The sequence below is a fragment of the Streptomyces rectiviolaceus genome, assembly GCF_039533825.1.
Classification (GTDB): Bacteria; Actinomycetota; Actinomycetes; order Streptomycetales; family Streptomycetaceae; genus Streptomyces; species Streptomyces rectiviolaceus.
The window spans coordinates 32,321-50,493 of sequence record NZ_BAAAUG010000077.1 but is presented as its reverse complement, the minus strand read 5'-3'; the positions used below and the strand labels follow the sequence as shown (position 1 = coordinate 50,493).

Sequence of the window (18,173 nt, the reverse complement as noted above, 5' to 3'; positions counted from 1 at the left end):
AACACCCCCGGCTCGGGCCCCAGACCTCCTGCCCCGCGGTCACCGTCGGCGCAGGCTTACTCCCGTAACCAGCGAACAGTCCGGCGGTCCCCCGCCGGACACCGAGCGGAACGGGGAGACATGATGGCCAGTCATACACGGCGGAGGATTCTCCAAGGGGCGGCGCTCACGGCGGCGGGCAGCGTGGTCGGTGGCTACGCTCTCGGCCAACACGCCCCGGCGGCGCAGGCCGCGACGCGCGGGGCGACGGCCGGCGGCAAGAAGTCACTCCCGTTTCTGGAGGGCGCTTTCGCGCCGGTCACCGAGGAGTTGACCGCGTTCGACCTGAAGGTGACCGGCCGCGTGCCGCGCGACCTGGACGGCCGCTTCCTGCGCACAGGACCGAACGCCCTGGGCCTCGAGGACCCGCGGGCACACCACTGGATGCTGGGCGACGGCATGGTGCACGGGGTACGGCTGCGCGGCGGACGCGCCGAGTGGTACCGCAACCGCTGGGTGCGCTCCTCGCAGGTCGCGAAGAAGCTGGGCGAGACGTACCCGGGTGAGGCACCGCCGGACGACTTCGCGTGCAACACGCACGTGATCCCGTACAAGGGCCGGATCCTGGCGCTCCAGGAGGGCGGACCGCTGCCCTACGAACTGGACGGCGAGCTCGACACGGTGCGACCGTACGACTTCCGCTCCACGCTGCGGGGCGCGTTCACCGCGCACACCAAGTACGACGCGGCGGCGGACGAGCTGCACGCGGTGGCGTACTACCCCACCTGGGACCACGTACGGCACATCATGATCGACCGGACCGGGCGGGTGGCGCGGACCAGCAAGATCCCGGTGGCGGACGCGCCGATGATGCACGACTTCGCCCTCACCCAGAAGTACGTGGTGATCGTGGACGTCCCGATCACGTTCGACGCGGCGGCCGCGGAGGCGGGGGCGACGGTGCCGTACATCTGGAACGGCCACCACCCCATGCGCGTCGGGATCATGCCGCGGGCCGGAGGTGCCACCCGCTGGTTCGAGATCGACCCGGTCTACTTCTCGCACACCCTGAACGCGTACGACCAGGGCGACACGGTGGTGGTGGAGTACACCGGCATGCCCGCCCCGTTCTACGCGGCCGGTCGGGGCAGCGGCGGCCCTTCCGCGACCGGCACGCCGACGCTCGACCGCTGGACGGTCGACCTGCGCACCGGCCGGGTCCGCAGCAGCCGCATCGACGACCTGCCGCAGGAGTTCCCTCGCGTCAACGAATCCCTGGTCTCCCGCCGGCACCGCTTCGGGTACACGGCGAGCGCGGCCGAGATGTGGCGTGCGTACGAGACGGTGGACGGGGTCGTACCGGACGGCAAGTTCACCAACTGCCTGGTGAAACACGACATGTTGCGCGACAGCAAGCAGGTCGTCCGCTTCCCGAAGGGCGCGGCGGCGAGCGAGCCGGTGTTCGTTCCGCGCCGGGGCGCGCGGGACGAGGACGACGGCTACATCCTCTCCTACGTGAACGACCCCGACCGCGGCGCAACCGATCTGGTGATCCTCGCGGCACAGGACTTCACAGGCCACCCGCTGGCCCGCGTCCACCTGCCAGGACGGGTACCGCTCGGCTTCCACGGAAGCTGGGTGGGGGACGCGTAGCAGCCGGGCGCTCCGGTGGGCCGCAGGAAGCCGCTCTCTGGTCCAGGCGTTCTAGACTCGCCGGGTGACCAGCGATCTTCTCCGTCTCACCGTTCTGGGTTCCGCGACGCCTTATGCGAGCGTGGACAGTCCGTGCTCCGGATATCTGGTGTCCGGCGGCGGCGCCCGGGTGTGGGTGGACGCGGGCAGTGGGACGCTGGCGCAGTTGCAACGGCACGTGCGGCTGGATGAGTTGGACGCCATCTGGATCTCACATCTGCACGCCGATCACAGCGCGGATCTGCTGACCGCCTATTACGGCGCGCTCTTCGCGGACGTTCGGCTCACCGCGCCCATCCCCTTGTACGGGCCGCGGGGCATCGCCGACCGGCTGGCTCATTTCCTCACGAACACCGAGGTCCGAAGCCCGATCGAATCGGCCTTCGAAGTTCATGAACTGCACGACGGACACCGGGTGCGCATCGGTGCGCTCACGCTGACCAGCCGCGCGGTGGCGCACGGCATCCCGGCGTTCGCCCTGCGCGTCGAGGCCGCGGGCAGATCGTTGGTCTACTCCGGGGACACCGCGCCGTGCGCCAACCTCACGAGTCTGGCCGAGGGTTGCGACGTACTGCTGTGTGAGGCCGACAGCGCGCAGCCGCCCGCGGAGGGCGAACAGGTCCATCACACGCCCGAAGAGGCCGGGGACACGGCCGCCGCGGCCCGCGCCGGCCGGTTGATCGTCACGCATGTGGGCCGCTCCCTCTCGCCGGGACAGGCGGTGGCCCGCGCCGCGACCCGCTTCGACGGCCCCGTCGACCATGCCGCCCCAGGGGCCACCTTCCCGGTCGGTTGAAACACGACAGAGGCCTTGGCCGGCGTGGCCGCCGCCACGCCGGCCAAGGCCGCCGCACGTTACGCGCCGCCTCCGATTTCGGCGCCGACCGCCGCCAGTGCGGTGGTGACGGGCTGGAAGAACGTCTCGCCGCCCGCCGTACAGTCGCCGCTGCCGCCCGAGGTGAGGCCGATCGCGCTCCCGTCGGTGGTGAACAGCGAGCCTCCGCTGTCTCCCGGTTCGGCACAGACATCGGTCTGGATGAGGCCGCTGACCGTGCCTTCCGGGTAGTTCACCGTGGCGTTGAGGCCGGTGACCGCCCCGGTCTGGAGGCCGGTGGTGCTGCCCATGCGGGACACCTCGAGCCCGACCGCCGCCTCGGCGACCTGCGTGATCTCTGTGGTCTGGCCATCGCCCGTGTTGACCACGCTCGGGGCATCGGCGGCCGGGTCGTCGTACGTGACCAGTGCGAAGTCGCCGTCACCCGGGAACGTCGCGGCCTGGACGGTGCCGATGGCCGCGCCGTCCTGGGCGTCCGACCAGCTCTCGGCGGCCACCCCGCAGTGCCCGGCGGTGAGGAAGCCGGGGCTGCCGTCGTCGGTCGTCACGTTGAAGCCGAGCGAACAGCGTGAGCCGCCTCCGAAGATGGCGTCACCGCCTGCGGCGAAGGGCTTGAACTCTCCCGCGGACTTCTGGATGCGGGCCATTCCTGTTCCGAGCGACTCGACGGTCGTCTCGAGCTTGTCCCAGCGTTCACCGGTGACCGTGCGGTCGGCCGTGACCACGATCTGATTGGTCCTGGGGTCGGTGGCCCACGCGGTTCCGGCCATGGTGGCCCGACTGGCCAACGTCTTTGTTGCGGAACCCAGTTCACCGTTGCTGTTGTCGACGCTCCGCGCCACCGCTCCAGTTCTGTTCACCTCGTTCACCGCGTCGGCGTCGCCCGCGACGTTGACGACGAGCTGCTGCTTGTCCTCGTCGTAGAACGCCCCGCCGTAGGCGTCACCGAGCTCCGAGGCCAGCGGCTCGACAAGCTTCGTCGCCGATGCCGCGCTGATCCTCTTGGCGGCGGCACCTGAGGCGTTTTCCGTCCCGGATTGCGAGGCGTTGGCCTGCTGCAGCAGGACGGCCGTCGCGACCATGCCCATGGCCGCGGCCCCTGCCAGAACGGCCTTTCGCTTGGGTATTCGCTTGTGCCTCAACTCGTCGCCTCCTGTGGGGGATGCCGAATCCGATCACCGGCCGAAGCCGGGGACATGTCCGGCCCTAGATACGGGTGAGACCAGAGTTGCGTTCATCGGCACCGCCGAAGACGGTGTCTGACGGGCAGTCGGAGGCCAGAGCTGACGGTTCACCAGATTGGGAGGCGCGTGGCGGGGTAGCCTCACGCGGCTATGCCCAACGATCAGACTGGTGGCGCGAAGCCCGACAGGTCGACGTTCGATGACGTCTTCTGCGGCCTGCTGCCGAGGCTCTATCGCAGAGCCGTGATGTTCTCCGGATCACGGCAGCTCGCCGAGGACGCCGTGCACGAGGCCTATCTCAAGCTCGCCGGCCGTCCCGAACGGCTGCTCGCACATCCCGAGCCCTACGCCTACGCTTTCTCGGCACTGCTGAGCGCCGTGCGGGACGCGTACCGCAGGGAGAGACGGCAGGTGCTCATCGAGGACGTCGAGACGCATGCCGGGGTGAGGGCGCTCGAGAGCGGGGGTGCGCACGGTGGTGCCTTCGTCGACGGCGCCTGGGACGGCGGACTTGAGCGGCGGCAGGGCGAGTGGGAGGCTGTGCGGCTGCTGAGCAGGCTCTCGGCGCGCCAGGCGGGTGTCGTCATCCTCGTCGATCTCGACGGCTACACCATCGACGAGGCCGCGAAGATCATGAAGGTGCACCGGGGGACCGCGGCCCGCCATCGTGCCCGCGCCCTGGACAGCCTGCGCGGCATGCTCGTCGAATCACGGTCCGGGCCGAGCCCCGAGGAAGGGAGGGCGTCATGAACTCGACTCCGGGCCCCCCGGGGCAGCCTCCCCCGGACGACGCCGCGGTCGCCGTGCTGCGCGAGCGGTTGCGCGCGGCCGACGAGGCGATCGAGGTCCCGCACGGACTGTGGGACCGCGTCCGTGCGGACGCCCCCGCCGGGCGCCGGCAGCGCTGGACGCGTCGCCTTGCCCCGCTCGACGTACCGGGCACGGCCCGTGCTCGCCTGGCTCTCGTCGTCGCGGCGGCGCTNNGCTGGTCGGCGCGGTCGCGCTGGGGACGTGGTGGCTGGTGCGCCCAGACGCGGGGCACCGGCCGGCACCGCCCGCAGGCGCGCGGAGCGTGACCGTCACGGTGCACAACGCGGAGTCGGCCTGCCGTGAACTGCGCACCCTGGAGTGCGCGTTGCGGGTCGCGAAGGATCCGTACGGGCGGTATGCCGCACCCGGCAACCGCGCGGCCCGCGTCTGGCACGGCGACCGCATGAAGGCACTGTGCGTCGTCACCGACGGCACGCTCGTGCGGGACGAGAAGGGGATCACATCCACCCGGTGGTACTTGGTGCGCACCGCGCTCGGCACGGAGGGCTGGCTCCCCGGTGTCCGTACGCGCAACAGCGCGGAGGTGCCCGACTGCGTGGAGGACGACCACTGACACGTTTGTGACGCAGGTCACATCAACAGGTGTCATACAGGAGGCCGTGCCGCCCCGTGTAGCGCATGAGAGTACGCACTACACGGGGAGAACGAGCATGAGCGTACGTACCTTTCTGACCGGGACCGTGGCGGCCGTGGCGCTGACCGCGGGCGGGCTCGCCATGACGGCGGGCACGGCATCCGCCGAGGCGGCGCCGAAGGCCGAAGCGGCTGCCGCCTTCACCGTCTGGGCCACCGATGTGAACGTCCGCGACAACCCGCAGTCGCCCGCGACCTGTGACGGATTCCCGTCGCCGGGCAACTGCCCGGTCGTGTCCGGCAAGTTGCAGCCGGGGCAGCAGTTCGAGGCCCGCTGCCAGCGCAAGGGCGAGGCGGTGAGCGGCAACGACTGGTGGGTGTTCATCGAGCGGGGTGACTCGCGCGGCTGGATCGCCAGTTACTTCGTGGACACGCCCTCCAACCAGCTGCCCGGTGTACCGGTCTGCGGCGCCTGACCAACCGAACCAACCACCCAACGGGGAGACAGAGATGAGGATTCCGCGAAACACGGGCCGGACCGTGGCACTGGCGGTGGCCGTCGGCGCGCTGGCGCTGACCGCGCCGTCGACGGCGTCGGCCGGGAGCGCGCCGTCCGCCGGGGTCAAGCCCGCGGCAGCACAGAAGGCGCAGGCGGGCAAGGAGGTCCAGGTCTGGGCCGACCATGTGCGCCTGCACGTCGAACCGTTCGTCAACTCGCCCTCACCGACCACCTTCGGGCCGGGCAAGCTGATCGACTTCTGCCAGCGGCAGGGCGACTTCGTCTCCGAGCCGGGCCAGGGATCGAGCAGCTGGTGGTCCTACGTGGAGCTGCCCGGCGGCAGTGACGGACTGTGGATCAGCAACGTCTATCTGGTCGGCGGGGAGAAGATCGACGGGGTGCCCGACTGCTGACCCCGCCCCCTGTCACGCGCCTCCCGCCGCCGCCCAAGGCGGCGGGAGGCGCGCCTCGTTGTCTCCCGTGACCGCTTCACCGGCGTGATCGCGGCTCATGGTTTCTCCGGGTCCGGCACCGGTGCGACTACGGGTGCGGCCGTCGCTCCGGCCGACATGAGTCTCTCCGCCAGCTCGCGACAGCGCTCCCCGAGCTCCGGAGGGTCGAGCACCTCGAAGTCATGACCAAGCAGGAGCACATGCATCAGCACGGCGTCGAGGCGTTCGCCGCCGCTGAGCACCTCGCAGCGTCCGCTCCCCCGCCCTCGTACGACGGCCGCCGACGCCGGAATCTGCGCACGCACCGTGCCGGCCGACGCATGGACGAGGAAGCGTGCCTGGTGCGAGTAGACCCGACTCGCCACGCCCTCCTGTACGTACGTCGCCGCGTCGGGCGCCTCGCGTGGGCGGAAGCGCCAGGTCCGTGCGGACGCGTCGGTCATCCGGTCGACGCGGAAGGTGCGCCAGTCGTCGCGATCGAGGTCGTAGGCGAGGAGATACCAGCGCCGGTCGGAGGCGACCAGGCGGTAGGGCTCGACCCGCCGCCGTCGCACCTCACTTCCTGGGGGAACCTCCCGGCCGAATTCCGAGGGAGAGTAGTCGAAGCCGGCCTCGACCTCGTCCCTGCAGGCTCTGGCCAGCGTCATGAGCACCTCGGGGTCGACGGGTGTGCGGCCGCCGCCGAAGAACTCCACCGAGCCGGACAGCGCGCGCACCTCGTGCCGGAGCCGGGTGGGCAGCACCTGGTCGAGCTTGGTCAGCGCCTGGAGTGCGGCGTCGCCCGCGCCCGCGACCGCGCCTCCCGCACCGGCGAGCAGCGAGACCGCGGTGGCGATCGCCTCCTGGTCGTCGAGGAGCAGCGGCGGCAACTCCTGCCCCGGACCGAGTCGGTAGCCGCCGCCGACTCCCTGGCCCGCGTGGACCGGATAGCCGAGCGTGCGCAGCCGCTCCACATCACGCCGCACCGTGCGCGACGTGACCCCGAGCCGGTCGGCAAGCTCGGGGCCGGTCCAGACCCGGCGCTGCTGCAGCAACCCGAGCAAGGTGAGCACCCGCTCCGTCGTACCCCGATCATCACCGCGTGCCCCGTCCATGTCGCCACCCTGCCAGAGATGCCGATATAGCGGACCGATCCTGTCCGCCAGGGGTGCGACGGTGGCTCCATGAACGCAGACGAAGTCTCCGGTGCCGACGCGTGGAGCGTGTGGCCGCGCGGCAGCGGCGTCGTACGAGAGCTGGGAGTATGCCGACAGCGCGGCCACCGCGCTCGGGCGCTGCCCATCCACCGCGAGCTGATCCACCGTCTGTCCGAGGTCCGTCCGCCGCGCGGCCTCTCCCCGCACGCGCGTCCCGCTACGAACGGAGCAATCCGATGAGCCGCCACATCCAGGTCACCTTCGATGCCCACGACCCGCGGGCGCTGTCGTCCTTCTGGCGCGAAGTGCTGGGCTATGTCCATCCCGGCCCGCCCGGTGTCGATCTGCCCGAGGGCGCCGACGCGCTGGCGGCGTGGGACGACTTCCTCGCGCGGATCGGCGTACCGGAGGATCAGCGCAACTCGAGGTCGGCCATCGAGGACCCGGCCGGGGACGGCCCACGCGTCTTCTTCCAGCAGGTGCCGGAGGACAAGGTCGCCAAGAACCGCGTCCACCTCGACGTCCGCGCGGCTCCCGGCCTTGAGGGTGAGGAGCGGATGGCCGCGCTGGAGGCCGAGTGCGACCGCCTGGTCGCGCTGGGAGCGAAGCGGGTACGCCGTGACGAGCCCGCTCCCCCGATGAGCTCCGGGTACATCGTGATGACCGACCCCGAGGGCAACGAGTTCTGCCTGGACTGACGCGCCCCGTCGTGACCGTGTGTGACGGCTGGACGCGCGAGGTGACCGTGAGCCGCCTACGTTGAACGCAGAGGCCCACACGCCGGGTGAGTCCGGTGGGCGCTGCATCGACAAAGGAGTGGTCATGGCTGACAAGGGCGGCATGGACAAGATGAAGGGCAAGGCCAAGGAGATGACGGGCAAGGTCACGGGTGACCGTGGCAAGCAGGCCGAAGGCAAGGTGGACCAGGCGAAGGGCGAGGCCAAGAAGGCCATGGGCGACGCGCGCGAGCGGGCCCAGGAGTCGCAGGAGTCCCTCAAGCGCCGTCACACCTGACCGGCTCAGCCGCAGGCCCCCGCCCACTCGCGTGCGGGGGCTTCGGCCGTTCTGGACGCATGGAAGTTCGGGCGCATGGACGCTTGGACGCTTGGACGCACAGCCGGGGTGTCGGCCGCGCGGGGCACGGGCGCTCTGGGCCGCCACGATGAATCGGACCGGGTGCCACAGCGTGTCGGACGCGCGGGTTCCGCCCACCGGGCAGGGGTGAGGCATCGTCAGAACAGCTCGTACCCGCGCGGATCACCGCCGCGGTGCGGCAGCTCAACTCAGCTACCGGCGGCCCGCGAAGGAGAGCAGATCTGGTGCGAGGAACGCGCGGAGCGAGACCGGGTGCGCTCGCGGCAGTGCTGCTTGCCGCGCTGAGCGGCTGCGGCAGCGTCCAGGAGCGCGAGGACTCCGCCGCGGCGGCGGTGTCCCGCTTCCAGGAGAGTCTGCGCGCCTCGGACACCGCGCGTGGCTGCGCGGCGCTGGCCCCCGGGACCCGCGACGAGCTGGAGCAGACCGCCGAACTGCCGTGCACGCGTGCCCTGCCCGACGCGGGGCTGCCCGGCGCGGGGCTGCCCGAGGCGGACGACGTGAGCGTCGTCGACGTGTACGGGCGTCAGGCCCGTGTCGTGACGAACCGCGACACGCTCTTCCTGTCGTCCTTCCCCGGCGGGTGGAAGATCACGGCGGCCGGCTGCGCCGAGCGCCCGGGCATGCCGTATCAGTGCCTGGTCAAGGGCGGTTGACGGATGCGGACGTTGTTCACGCTGTATCTCCTGATGGTGACCGGGGGCCTGGTCTACTGCATCGCCCTGGGGCTGATGCAGCGATGACGCGGGCCGGACGGTTTCTGCACGCCAACGGACTGACCCTGGTGTTCGGCACGGCGTTCGTCCTCGCCTTGGCCGGACAGGCGGTCACCGGGCACGCCGACTTCAACAACCAGCTCGTCGCCGAGCAACTGCATCCGGTGAGCTTCGGCGGCTACCTCCTCACCTCCGACTTCGCCGTGGACGTGACGGAGAACTGGCAGTCCGAGTATCTGCAGTTCTTCCTCTACATCTTCGGCACGGTCTGGCTGCTCCAGAAAGGGTCGCCCGAGTCCAAGAAGCTCGACAAAGCGGGCCCCGAGGCGGACGAGGACCAGAAGGTCGGCCGGTACGCGAAGCCCGACTCACCGCGCTGGGCGTCCGCGGGCGGGGTGCGCCAGGCCTGGTACTCCCGGTCCCTCGGCACCCTCATGTGCACGCTGTTCCTGCTCTCCTGGCTGACACAGTCCATCACCGGAGTGGCCGCGTACAACGAGGAGCACCTACGGGAACTCCAGGCGCCGATCAGCTGGTTCGAGTACCTGGGCGCCGCGGACTTCTGGAACCGCACGCTGCAGAACTGGCAGTCCGAACTCCTCGCCGTCGGGTCCATGGCCATCTTCTCCGTCTATCTGCGCCAACGCGGCTCACCGGAGTCGAAGCCGGTCGGCTCGGCCCACACCTCGACCGGGGTCGAAGGCGGCTGAGAGCCCGTCGTTCCGGCCGGCGTCTCGCTGATCACCGCTGACCGGTCGAGAGCGCGTACGGCGGAATGCCCGCATCGCCCGCCGCCTCCCGCAGGACGTCCTTGAGCATGTCCGGGGTCAGCCGACCCGTGAACGTGTTGCGCTGGCTGACGTGGAAGCAGCCGTACAGGGTCACCGGACCCGGGTCGCCGGATTCGCCGGATTCGCCGGATTCACCGGATTCACCGAGTGGGAGGGCGCCCGAGCGGCCTCCCGGTTCCCCGGCACCCTCGCGTTCCAGCGTCACCCGCGTGCCGTGCGCGAACCGCGGCCTTGGCTTCGGTACTCGCCACCCCGCCGCCGCGAACGCAGGCAGCGCCGCCTGCCATCCGAACGCCCCCAGGATCACCGCCGACCGCAGACGCGGCCCCAACAACTCCATCTCCCGCACGAGCCACGGCCTGCACATGTCCCGTTCGCCCGGGGTCGGCTTGTTCTCGGGCGGGGCGCAGTGCACCGGCGACGTCACCCGCGTCCCACGCAGCGTCAGGCCGTCGTCCACGGACACGGCAAGCGGTCTCGACGCGAGGCCCAGCTCGTACATGGCCTTGAACAGGACGTCTCCGGAACGGTCGCCCGTGAACATCCGGCCCGTCCGGTTCCCCCCGTGTGCCGCGGGCGCGAGCCCGATGACCAGCATCGAGGCGTCCGCCGGTCCGAACCCGGGTACCGGCCGCGCCCAGTAAGTCCAGTCCTTGAAGGCGGCCCGTTTGACCCGCCCCACCTCTTCCCGCCACGCGACCAACCGCGGGCAGGCGGCGCATCCCGCGATCCGCGCGTCCAACTCGTCCAGCGGGTTCATTCGGGCCCGAACAGGTCGTCGTCGGTGGAACGGACCACGCGTGCCTGCATGTTCCGTTCCATCATCCGCAGCGCGGCGGCCGCGAGGTCGCTGTGGATGCTCGCGCACGCGTCCTCGGCCACGACGACCTCCAGATGCCTGATGTGAGCATCGAGCGCCGAGTAGAGAATGCACTGCTCGGTCACCTGACCGCACAGGAACACGGAATCGATGCCGCGCTGGCGGAGCAGGTATTCCAAAGGGGTGTCGTAGAAGATCGAGTGCCGTGCCTTCACCACGAAGAGCGAGTCGTCCTCGGGGCGGATCGGCGCGACCAACTCGGCGTGCGGGCCGCCCAGGACGATGTCAAGCAGCTCGTCGTGGTGCGAGCGCCACAGGCCGAAATTGTCATTGGCGTAGATCACCACGATGTCGTCGGCCCGCGCCCGGTCGATCATTCTGCGGACGTTCGGCAGTACTTCCCTGACCGACCGGCGGAGGATCTCCGCATCCGGGTGGTCGTAGAGGTTGATCATGTCGACGACGACGAGAGCCTTCACAGCCATGCCCCAACTCCATCATGCGCCTCACGCGTATTCACGCATGCCCCGCCCGAAGGGGCGGTACGGCCGCCCGTCGGTAAATGGCTGGCGCACCGTCCGGACAGGGCGAGATGCTCACAGGTGCCCGGGCCGCGCGAAGCCCTGTGATCGCGTTCCCGCCTGGTCGGAGAGGGAGTTGTGATGACCGTTGCCGCGTCGGAGCCGTCCGGGTCCGAGCCGGAAGTCCGCTCGGCGGCCGGAGCGCTGCGCGGCACGCGAGAGTCGGGTGTGGCGGTCTTCCGTGGCATCCCGTTCGCCGAGCCGCCGGTCGGCCCACTGCGGTTCGCCGCGCCGCGCCCGGCACGGGGATGGGACGGGGTGCGGGCGGCGCAGTCGTACGGACCGCCGCCCCCTCAGGGCGGCCACTTCGGCATGGACGCTCTGGCGCGGCAGGTGGTGGGCGACGACTGGCTGACGGTCAATGTCTGGTCGCCCGACCCTGGCGCGGGAGCGGGGCTGCCGGTGATGGTGTGGGTCCAGGGCGGCGCCTACACGATCGGCATGTCCGGTCTGCCCGAGTACGACGGCGGCCGCCTCGCGCGTGAGGGCGGCGTCGTCGTGGTGACGTTCAACTACCGGGTGGGGCTCGAGGGGTTCGGGCAGTTCGAGGGGGCGCCCGCCAACCGGGGTCTGCTCGATCAGGTCGCCGTGTTGGAGTGGGTGCGTGACAACATCCGGGCCTTCGGCGGCGATCCGGACCGCGTCACGGTCTTCGGCCAGTCGGCGGGCGCCGGATCGGTCGCCGCGCTTCTCGCGATGCCGCGTGCGGCCGGGCTCTTCGGCCGGGCCGTCGCGCAGAGTGTGCAGGGCACGTTCTTCTCGCCGGAGCTCGCCGCCGACATCGCCTGCGCCTGCGCCGCCGAGCTGGGGCTGAGGCCCACGGCGGCCGATCTCTCCACGGTGGACCCCGTCCGGCTGTCCGCCGCCGGTGACGCGGTCGGCGCCAAGTCGGTCCAGTGGGCGGAGCGCTGGGGCCAGGTGGCGCACAGGTCGATCGCGTTCTCGCCGGTCGTCGACGGCGGTGCGCTGCCGGTGACTCCTTGGCAGGCCCTGGCCGACGGCGCCGGTCGCGGCATCGGCCTCCTCGTCGGCCACACCCGCGACGAACAGCGGCTGCTCACCGCGCTCGACGGTCTGCTCGGCCAGGTGACACCGGAACAGGCGGCGACGGCGCTGGACGTCTTCGGCCCCGGCCGGGACGGCGCCCGCCGCTACCGCGACGGTTTCCCGGCTGCGGGCCCGGACGAGTTGTACGAACTGGTCCAGTCCGACTGGCTGTTCCGCATGCCGAGCCTCCACCTCGCGCGGTCCCAGACCGCCGCCGGAGGCCGAGCCCACGTCTACGAACTGACCTGGCCCGCTCCGGGCATGGGCGGTGTGCTCGGCGCCTGCCACGGCCTCGACGTGCCGCTCGTCTTCGGCAACCTGGACCGCGGCCAGCCTGCCGCACTGATCGGCGAGGGCCCGCCCCCGGAAGCGGAGGCGCTGTCCGCTCGCATGCGCGGCGCTTGGACGGCGTTCGCCGCGCACGGCGATCCCGGCTGGCCCGCGTACGACACCGAGCGGCGCCTCGTGCAGGTCTTCGGCACGCGGTCGGCTGTCACCGCGTACCCGGAAGAGTCCTCGCGCCGGATCTGGCGGGACCACACCTTCCCCGTGCTGCCGCTCATCGGCCGCTAGCCGGACGCGGACCCTGCGGGGACCTCGTGGGAGCCAGGTGATCCGGTCAGCGGGCGACCGCTTCGACGGAGAGGTCGATCTTCAGGCGGCGGCCGGTCATGCCCTTCGCCGTGGTCACACCGAACGCGTACCGGTCGACGGTGGCCGTGCCCTCGAGGGTCAGCCGCCGACCGTCCGGGACGACCGCGCCGACGGTGACGGCGACGGGCTGCGTGACGCCCCGCACCGTCAACTCCCCCTGAAGCACCGCCGTACCCGTCGCGGATTCGGCCACCCGTCGGCTGCGGAACTCGATGTCCGGATACGCGGCCGCGTCGAGGTAGTCGCCGGACGCGACGTGCCGGTCGCGGCGCTCCAGACCGGAGTCGAACGTGTCCGCCCGGATCGTCACGTCCACCGAGGACTCCTCGACGGCATCGGTCACGGTGATCCGCCCCCGATCGATGCCGAAGGTGCCCCGCACCGGGAACAGGCCGAACACCGTGCGCGTCCGGAACCGCACCGTCGAAGCCGTCGGGTCGATCTCGTACGTGCCGCTCTTCGGCACTCTTTGATCTTTCAGGCTCGGCAAGACCATGGCCCCGCGCCTCCCTCTTGCGCCGTCCGCGGCGGCTCGGCCGCCACCGCGGTCACGTCACTCATCGTGCCCGCAGGGTGAGGCAGGGGGCAGATCCGGATGTCGCCGATCGCCCGGTACAAATGTCACCGGTACGCGAACGGTCAGTGGCTGCCGGTGAGTTCGCCGCTGAGCTTCTCGTGGATGCGGGCGCTCGGCTTGTTCAGGCCGATGATCTCCACCGTCTTGCCGCGCTGGGCGTACTTGGCTTCGATCGCGTCCAGGGCGGCGACGGAAGAGGCGTCCCAGATGTGGGCGGCCGTCAGGTCGATGACGACCTTGTCGGGGTCGTCGGCGTAGTCGAATTGTCCGACGAGGTCGTTGGCCGAGGCGAAGAAGAGCGCGCCTGTGACGGAATAGGTGACGTTGCCGCCGTCATGGTCAAAGGTGGCGGTGACCTCGGCGAGGTGGGCGACGCGCTTGGCGAAGATGACCATCGCAGTGACCGATCCCGCGACCACGCCGACGGCGAGGTTGTGCGTGGCGACCACGCACGCCACGGTGACGACCATGACCGTGATCTCGCCGGCGGGCATCCGCTTCAGCGTCTTCGGCGCGATGGAGTGCCAGTCGAAGGTCGCGAAGCAGACCATGACCATCACGGCGACCAGGGCGGCCATGGGGATGTCGGAGACGACGGGTCCGAAGACGATGCACAGGACCATCAGGAAGGCGCCGGCGAGGAAGGTGGACAGGCGGGTACGGGCGCCCGACACCTTCACGTTGATCATCGTCTGGCCGATCATGGCGCAGCCGCCCATGCCGCCGAAGAAGCCGGTGACGATGTTGGCGATGCCCTGGCCGATGGACTCGCGGGTCTTGGAGGAGCGGGTGTCGGTGATGTCGTCGACGAGCTTGGCGGTCATCAGGGACTCCATCAGGCCGACCAGCGCCATGGCGAGGGCGTAGGGCGCGATGGTGGTCAGAGTGTCCATCGTGAAGGGCACGTCGGGCAGGCCCGGCACCGGCAGGGAGGACGGCAGCTCGCCCTTGTCGCCGACGGTCGGCACCGCGATCCCTGCGGCGACCGTGATCACCGTGAGGATCACGATGGACACGAGCGGGGCCGGGACCACCTTGGTGACCTTCGGGAAGAACACCATCAGGGCGAGCCCGCCGATGATCAGCGGGTAGACGGGCCAGGGCACGTCGTGCATCTCGGGGACCTGCGCCATGAAGATCAGGATGGCCAGGGAGTTGACGAAGCCGACCATCACGCTGCGGGGCACGAACCGCATCAGCTTGGCGACGCCGACGGCGCCGAGGACGATCTGGAAGACACCGGCCAGGATGACGGCGGCGACCAGGTATCCGAGGCCGTGCTCGCGGTTGAGCGGGGCGATGACCAGGGCCACGGCGCCGGTCGCGGCGGAGATCATCGCGCGGCGTCCGCCGACGAGGGAGATCGTCACGGCCATGGTGCAGGAGGCGAACAGACCGATCGCGGGGTCGACCCCGGCGATGATGGAGAACGAGATCGCCTCGGGGATCAGCGCGAGCGCGACCACCAGACCGGCGAGCACCTCGGTGCGCCAGACCTTCGGGTCGGACAGCCAGTCGGGGCGCAGGCCACGCAGCCGGGCGGCCGGGGACAGTGCGGACGTGGACAAGAGAGGTACCTGTCGTGCTCGGGCAGCGCCTGGCATGACCCTGGGCGTGCGGAAAGGGGGCCGCAAGCGCTGCTCTCGTGGCTGCGACACGGCAGAGGTCGCGGAAGGTGTCCCGCACCATGAGCGGGGCGGCACGCGGTCCGACCCGGCATCCGCCGACCCTACCCTAACGTTACGGTAGAGATCGAAGGCGGTCGTCGTGGCCGCGGTGAGTGACGAGGAAGGCAGACGCGTGGGCAGCGAGCACATGCAGATCGGTGAGGTCGCCGCACGGACCGAGCTGTCGCTGCGCACGATCCGTCATTACGAGGACACCGGCCTGGTCATCCCCTCCGCCCGTTCCCAGGGCGGGTTCCGCCTGTACACGGAGGCCGACGTGGCCCGCCTGATGGTCATCCGCCGCATGAAGCCGCTCGGTTTCACGCTGGACGAGATGCGCGATCTGCTCGTCACCACCGACCGCCTGGACTCCGGTGATGAGCTGTCGGCCGCGGAGCGCGAAGAGCTGGTGGAACGCGTGCGCGGCTTCGAGCAGGCCACGCAGCAACGGGTGCGGGACCTGCGTACGCAGCTGGAACGGGCCGAGGAGTTCGCCGCCACGCTGCGCGGACACCTCCCCCACGCCGGGCGTCAGCTGCCGGCGCCCGTCCCGATGTAGATCTCGGCGAACGCGGCCGCGGCGGCCGGCGAGCGGAGAATCCTGCGCAGCCTGGCGCCCGCGATGCCCGCCTTGAACGGGTCACCCGATGACGTCCCGTGCAGCAGCTCCGAGAGCCACTGGGAGAACTCCTCGTACTGCCACACCCGCGGCAGGCAGGCCTCCGAGTAGCCGCTCAGGTCACTGTCGTTTCCTGACCCGCAGTAGGCGACGAGTGCGTCGCCCAGGAACAGCGCGTCGTGCAGCGCCAGGTTCATGCCCTTCGCGGCGATCGGAGCGGCGAGGTGGGCGGCGTCGCCCGCGAGATACAGCCGCCCCCGGGACATGGGCTCCACGACGTAGTTGTGCATGTCGAGGACGCGCTTCTCGATCAGCCGTCCCTCGGTGAGCGGCGGCGCCCCCGCGACCGCGAGGCGGGCGCGCAGCTCGGACCAGACGCGCTCGTGCGGCCAGTTCTCGGGGTCGTCGCCTGGCGGGCACTCGAGGTAGTAGCGGGTGACCTCGGGGCTTCGGGCCATGTGGGCCGCGAAGCCGCGCGGGTGGATGCCGAAGACGACGCAGTCCGAGGACGGCGGCGCCTCGGCGAGGAGAGCGAGCCAGCCGATGCCGTAGTCGTGCCGGGCGACGGTGGCCCGCTCCCCCAGGTAGGTGCGCGTCACGCCGCGCGCGCCGTCGCAGCCCGCTATCGCGTCGCAGTCGACGCGGGTGCGCTCGCCCGTCGCCGGGTCTGTGTACGACACCGAGGGGCGGTCCGTGTCGATGCCGTGCAGTTCCACGTCGCGTATGCCGAAACGGATGTCGCCGCCCGCGCGGTCGGCGTAGGCGTGCACCAGGTCCGTCACCAAGAGGGGCTGGGGATAGACGAAGTGGCGGTTCCCTGACAGCTCGCCGTAGGAGAACCGGTGGCGCTCCCCCGCCCAGCGGAACTCGCATTCACTGTGTGTCTGCGCGTGCGCGAGGAGCCGGTCGGCGAGGCCCCGCTGTTCCAGGGCGCGCACCGCCCACTCCTCGATGAAGCCCGCGCGGGGCCGCTGTTCGATGAACTCCCTGGTCTCCGTCTCCAGGACCACGCAGTCGACGGAAGCGGCTCGCAGGATGTTGGCGACGGTGAGCCCCGCCGGTCCGGCTCCTACGACGACGACGCGGGTGCGCCGTCGCGGCGCGGAGGGCTCAGGAGTTGAGGCGGGGTTCATCCGGGAATTATGACGGGGACACGACGAGAAGTGAGCCGGGGCCGTCGTGGGCGGCCGCGCGGAGCCGGACGATCGCCCCCGGATGTGGTGCGACAATCTGCCCAGGACCACGCCCTGAGCCCGATCTCCGGTGCGTCGGTCTCGTTGCGGGAAGCGCCGGTCACGGACGTCCCCGGGGCATCGGCGCCCCGGCGGACCGGCGGTGGGGAGGAGTCGATGGTGCTGGAGTGGCGGTACATCGCCAAGGGCGTGCGGGTCGTTCCCGAACCCGTGGCGACTCCCTTCATCTGGACGGGCGCGTACGCGGGTGCTTTCGTCCTGGTGACGGTGCTCGACCTGCTCGGTGCGCTCGACCGCACGGGCCTCGCGCTCGCGGCTCTCTCCGTGCTGGCCGCGCTGCTCGGAGTGCGGGGCCGTTTCGTCGCGGCACCGGGGACGGCGCTGTTGTGCTGGATGCTGCTGAACTTCTTCGCCGCCCACCCCATCGGGGAGATCTCCTGGGCCGGGCACCGGGATCCCGAGTGGATGGCTTGCCTGTTGGCCGCGGCTCTCATCGGCACGACGGCGGGCCGCGTCCTGCACGCGCGCGCCGCATACCGCCGCGTCAGCCCGTACGACGGCACGGGCTGACGGCGAAATCCGTTTCCCGCGGCGCGGCGATGCTTCTACTGTGGCGCGGTGACGGCTCAAGTGATCGTTCTCAATGGTGGTTCCAGCTCCGGGAAGTCGGGCATCGCGCGGTGCCTGCAGGCGGTGCTGCCGGATCCGTGGCTGGCGTTCGGATGCGACACGCTGGTCGACGCGATGCCCGCGTCCATGCAGACCGCGTCGGAGGGAATCGAGTTCGCCGCGGACGGCGGGGTGACCGTCGGCCCCGAGTTCCGGACGCTGGAGGCGGCGTGGATCGAGGGGATCTCGACGATGGCACGCGCAGGCGCCCGGGTCATCGTCGACGAGGTCTTCCTCGGCGGCGCGGCGTCCCAGCAGCGGTGGCAGAAGTCCCTCGGTGATCTGCGGGTGTTGTGGGTCGGCGTCCGCTGTGACAGCGCGGTCGCCGCAGGCCGGGAGACGGCACGGGGCGACCGGGTCGCCGGAATGGCCGCCTCCCAGGCGGATGTGGTCCACCACGGCGTGCTCTACGACATGGAGGTGGACACGACGGACACCGAGTCCCTGGAGTGCGCGCGAGCCATCGCCGCCCGCGCCGCCTGAAAAGGACACCGATTCCGCGGGGCCCGGAATCTCGCAGTACACCCGCGCATCGAATGCGATCGACGAAAAGCAGTGCTCCGGAA

Annotated in this window: 22 protein-coding genes; 15 read left to right on the top strand and 7 right to left on the bottom strand. The window is 70.7% G+C overall.

What is annotated here, in order from left to right:
* Window positions 1–123 precede the first annotated feature (123 nt).
* On the top strand, window positions 124–1,632 hold the full coding sequence (locus ABD378_RS21750; RefSeq protein ID WP_344522932.1) for a carotenoid oxygenase family protein: 1,509 nt from the start codon (window positions 124–126) through the stop codon (window positions 1,630–1,632).
* A gap of 64 nt (window positions 1,633–1,696) precedes the next feature.
* The gene (locus ABD378_RS21745; protein WP_344522659.1) at window positions 1,697–2,467 is read left to right on the top strand and encodes an MBL fold metallo-hydrolase; all 771 of its coding nucleotides are present in this window, start codon (window positions 1,697–1,699) and stop codon (window positions 2,465–2,467) included.
* A gap of 59 nt (window positions 2,468–2,526) precedes the next feature.
* Here ABD378_RS21745 and ABD378_RS21740 read toward each other — a convergent pair whose 3' ends face one another.
* The gene (locus ABD378_RS21740) at window positions 2,527–3,594 is read right to left on the bottom strand and encodes a S1 family peptidase (RefSeq protein ID WP_344522657.1); all 1,068 of its coding nucleotides are present in this window, start codon (window positions 3,592–3,594) and stop codon (window positions 2,527–2,529) included.
* A gap of 246 nt (window positions 3,595–3,840) precedes the next feature.
* Between ABD378_RS21740 and ABD378_RS21735 the strand changes: the two genes are divergently transcribed.
* From ABD378_RS21735 to ABD378_RS21720, 4 genes are all read left to right on the top strand, one after another.
* Window positions 3,841–4,440 (top strand): RNA polymerase sigma factor, encoded by a 600-nt coding sequence (locus ABD378_RS21735; protein WP_344522655.1) that lies wholly within the window; start codon window positions 3,841–3,843, stop codon window positions 4,438–4,440.
* Window positions 4,441–4,762: 322 nt separating this feature from the next.
* Window positions 4,763–5,074: a hypothetical protein gene (locus ABD378_RS21730; RefSeq protein ID WP_344522653.1), complete on the top strand. Its 312-nt coding sequence runs from the start codon at window positions 4,763–4,765 to the stop codon at window positions 5,072–5,074.
* Window positions 5,075–5,171: 97 nt separating this feature from the next.
* Window positions 5,172–5,570, top strand: a complete 399-nt coding sequence (locus ABD378_RS21725) for a hypothetical protein (protein ID WP_344522651.1) — start codon at window positions 5,172–5,174, stop codon at window positions 5,568–5,570.
* A 34-nt stretch (window positions 5,571–5,604) separates the two neighbouring features.
* Window positions 5,605–6,006, top strand: a complete 402-nt coding sequence (locus tag ABD378_RS21720; protein ID WP_344522649.1) for a peptidase M23 — start codon at window positions 5,605–5,607, stop codon at window positions 6,004–6,006.
* A 95-nt stretch (window positions 6,007–6,101) separates the two neighbouring features.
* Here the strand turns inward: ABD378_RS21720 and ABD378_RS21715 are convergent, their stop codons facing one another.
* Entirely contained in the window at window positions 6,102–7,139 is a 1,038-nt protein-coding gene (locus tag ABD378_RS21715; protein WP_344522647.1) for a helix-turn-helix transcriptional regulator, read from the bottom strand.
* Window positions 7,140–7,208: 69 nt separating this feature from the next.
* Between ABD378_RS21715 and ABD378_RS21710 the strand changes: the two genes are divergently transcribed.
* The 5 genes from ABD378_RS21710 (at window position 7,209) to ABD378_RS21690 (ending at window position 9,699) form a co-directional block, all read left to right on the top strand.
* On the top strand, window positions 7,209–7,421 hold the full coding sequence (locus ABD378_RS21710) for a hypothetical protein (protein WP_344522645.1): 213 nt from the start codon (window positions 7,209–7,211) through the stop codon (window positions 7,419–7,421).
* Window positions 7,418–7,879 (top strand): VOC family protein, encoded by a 462-nt coding sequence (locus ABD378_RS21705; RefSeq protein ID WP_344522643.1) that lies wholly within the window; start codon window positions 7,418–7,420, stop codon window positions 7,877–7,879. Before ABD378_RS21710 ends, ABD378_RS21705 begins: the two co-directional genes overlap by 4 nt.
* Window positions 7,880–8,003: 124 nt before the next feature.
* On the top strand, window positions 8,004–8,195 hold the full coding sequence (locus ABD378_RS21700; protein WP_344522641.1) for a CsbD family protein: 192 nt from the start codon (window positions 8,004–8,006) through the stop codon (window positions 8,193–8,195).
* Between the two features lie 305 nt (window positions 8,196–8,500).
* Window positions 8,501–8,929 carry a hypothetical protein gene (locus ABD378_RS21695; protein ID WP_344522639.1) on the top strand — a complete coding sequence of 143 codons (429 nt, stop codon included), beginning with the start codon at window positions 8,501–8,503 and terminating at the stop codon, window positions 8,927–8,929.
* A gap of 83 nt (window positions 8,930–9,012) precedes the next feature.
* A complete protein-coding gene (locus tag ABD378_RS21690; RefSeq protein ID WP_344522637.1) occupies window positions 9,013–9,699 on the top strand; it encodes a DUF6766 family protein in 687 nt (228 codons plus the stop codon).
* Between the two features lie 31 nt (window positions 9,700–9,730).
* On the opposite strand, the gene ABD378_RS21685 is transcribed toward ABD378_RS21690, so the two are convergent.
* Window positions 9,731–10,540 (bottom strand): uracil-DNA glycosylase, encoded by an 810-nt coding sequence (locus ABD378_RS21685; protein WP_344522635.1) that lies wholly within the window; start codon window positions 10,538–10,540, stop codon window positions 9,731–9,733.
* Window positions 10,537–11,085: a cysteine hydrolase family protein gene (locus ABD378_RS21680; RefSeq protein WP_344522633.1), complete on the bottom strand. Its 549-nt coding sequence runs from the start codon at window positions 11,083–11,085 to the stop codon at window positions 10,537–10,539. The genes ABD378_RS21685 and ABD378_RS21680 overlap by 4 nt, the downstream gene beginning before the upstream one ends.
* A 177-nt stretch (window positions 11,086–11,262) precedes the next feature.
* Between ABD378_RS21680 and ABD378_RS21675 the strand changes: the two genes are divergently transcribed.
* A complete protein-coding gene (locus ABD378_RS21675; protein ID WP_344522631.1) occupies window positions 11,263–12,801 on the top strand; it encodes a carboxylesterase/lipase family protein in 1,539 nt (512 codons plus the stop codon).
* A gap of 46 nt (window positions 12,802–12,847) precedes the next feature.
* Here the strand turns inward: ABD378_RS21675 and ABD378_RS21670 are convergent, their stop codons facing one another.
* Window positions 12,848–13,378: a YceI family protein gene (locus ABD378_RS21670; RefSeq protein WP_344522629.1), complete on the bottom strand. Its 531-nt coding sequence runs from the start codon at window positions 13,376–13,378 to the stop codon at window positions 12,848–12,850.
* Window positions 13,379–13,521: 143 nt separating this feature from the next.
* Window positions 13,522–15,063 carry a SulP family inorganic anion transporter gene (locus tag ABD378_RS21665; RefSeq protein WP_386546202.1) on the bottom strand — a complete coding sequence of 514 codons (1,542 nt, stop codon included), beginning with the start codon at window positions 15,061–15,063 and terminating at the stop codon, window positions 13,522–13,524.
* A gap of 196 nt (window positions 15,064–15,259) precedes the next feature.
* Between ABD378_RS21665 and ABD378_RS21660 the strand changes: the two genes are divergently transcribed.
* Window positions 15,260–15,685 (top strand): MerR family transcriptional regulator, encoded by a 426-nt coding sequence (locus tag ABD378_RS21660; RefSeq protein WP_344522930.1) that lies wholly within the window; start codon window positions 15,260–15,262, stop codon window positions 15,683–15,685.
* On the opposite strand, the gene ABD378_RS21655 is transcribed toward ABD378_RS21660, so the two are convergent.
* A complete protein-coding gene (locus ABD378_RS21655) occupies window positions 15,658–16,878 on the bottom strand; it encodes a 4-hydroxybenzoate 3-monooxygenase (protein ID WP_344522625.1) in 1,221 nt (406 codons plus the stop codon). The two genes, ABD378_RS21660 and ABD378_RS21655, sit on opposite strands and share 28 nt — an antisense overlap.
* Before the next feature lie 87 nt (window positions 16,879–16,965).
* Here ABD378_RS21655 and ABD378_RS21650 point away from each other — a divergent pair, with 87 nt between their 5' ends.
* Window positions 16,966–17,508 carry a hypothetical protein gene (locus ABD378_RS21650; protein ID WP_344522623.1) on the top strand — a complete coding sequence of 181 codons (543 nt, stop codon included), beginning with the start codon at window positions 16,966–16,968 and terminating at the stop codon, window positions 17,506–17,508.
* Window positions 17,509–17,556: 48 nt separating this feature from the next.
* A complete protein-coding gene (cpt, locus tag ABD378_RS21645; protein ID WP_344522621.1) occupies window positions 17,557–18,090 on the top strand; it encodes a chloramphenicol phosphotransferase CPT in 534 nt (177 codons plus the stop codon).
* The last annotated feature ends 83 nt before the right edge of the window (window positions 18,091–18,173 follow it).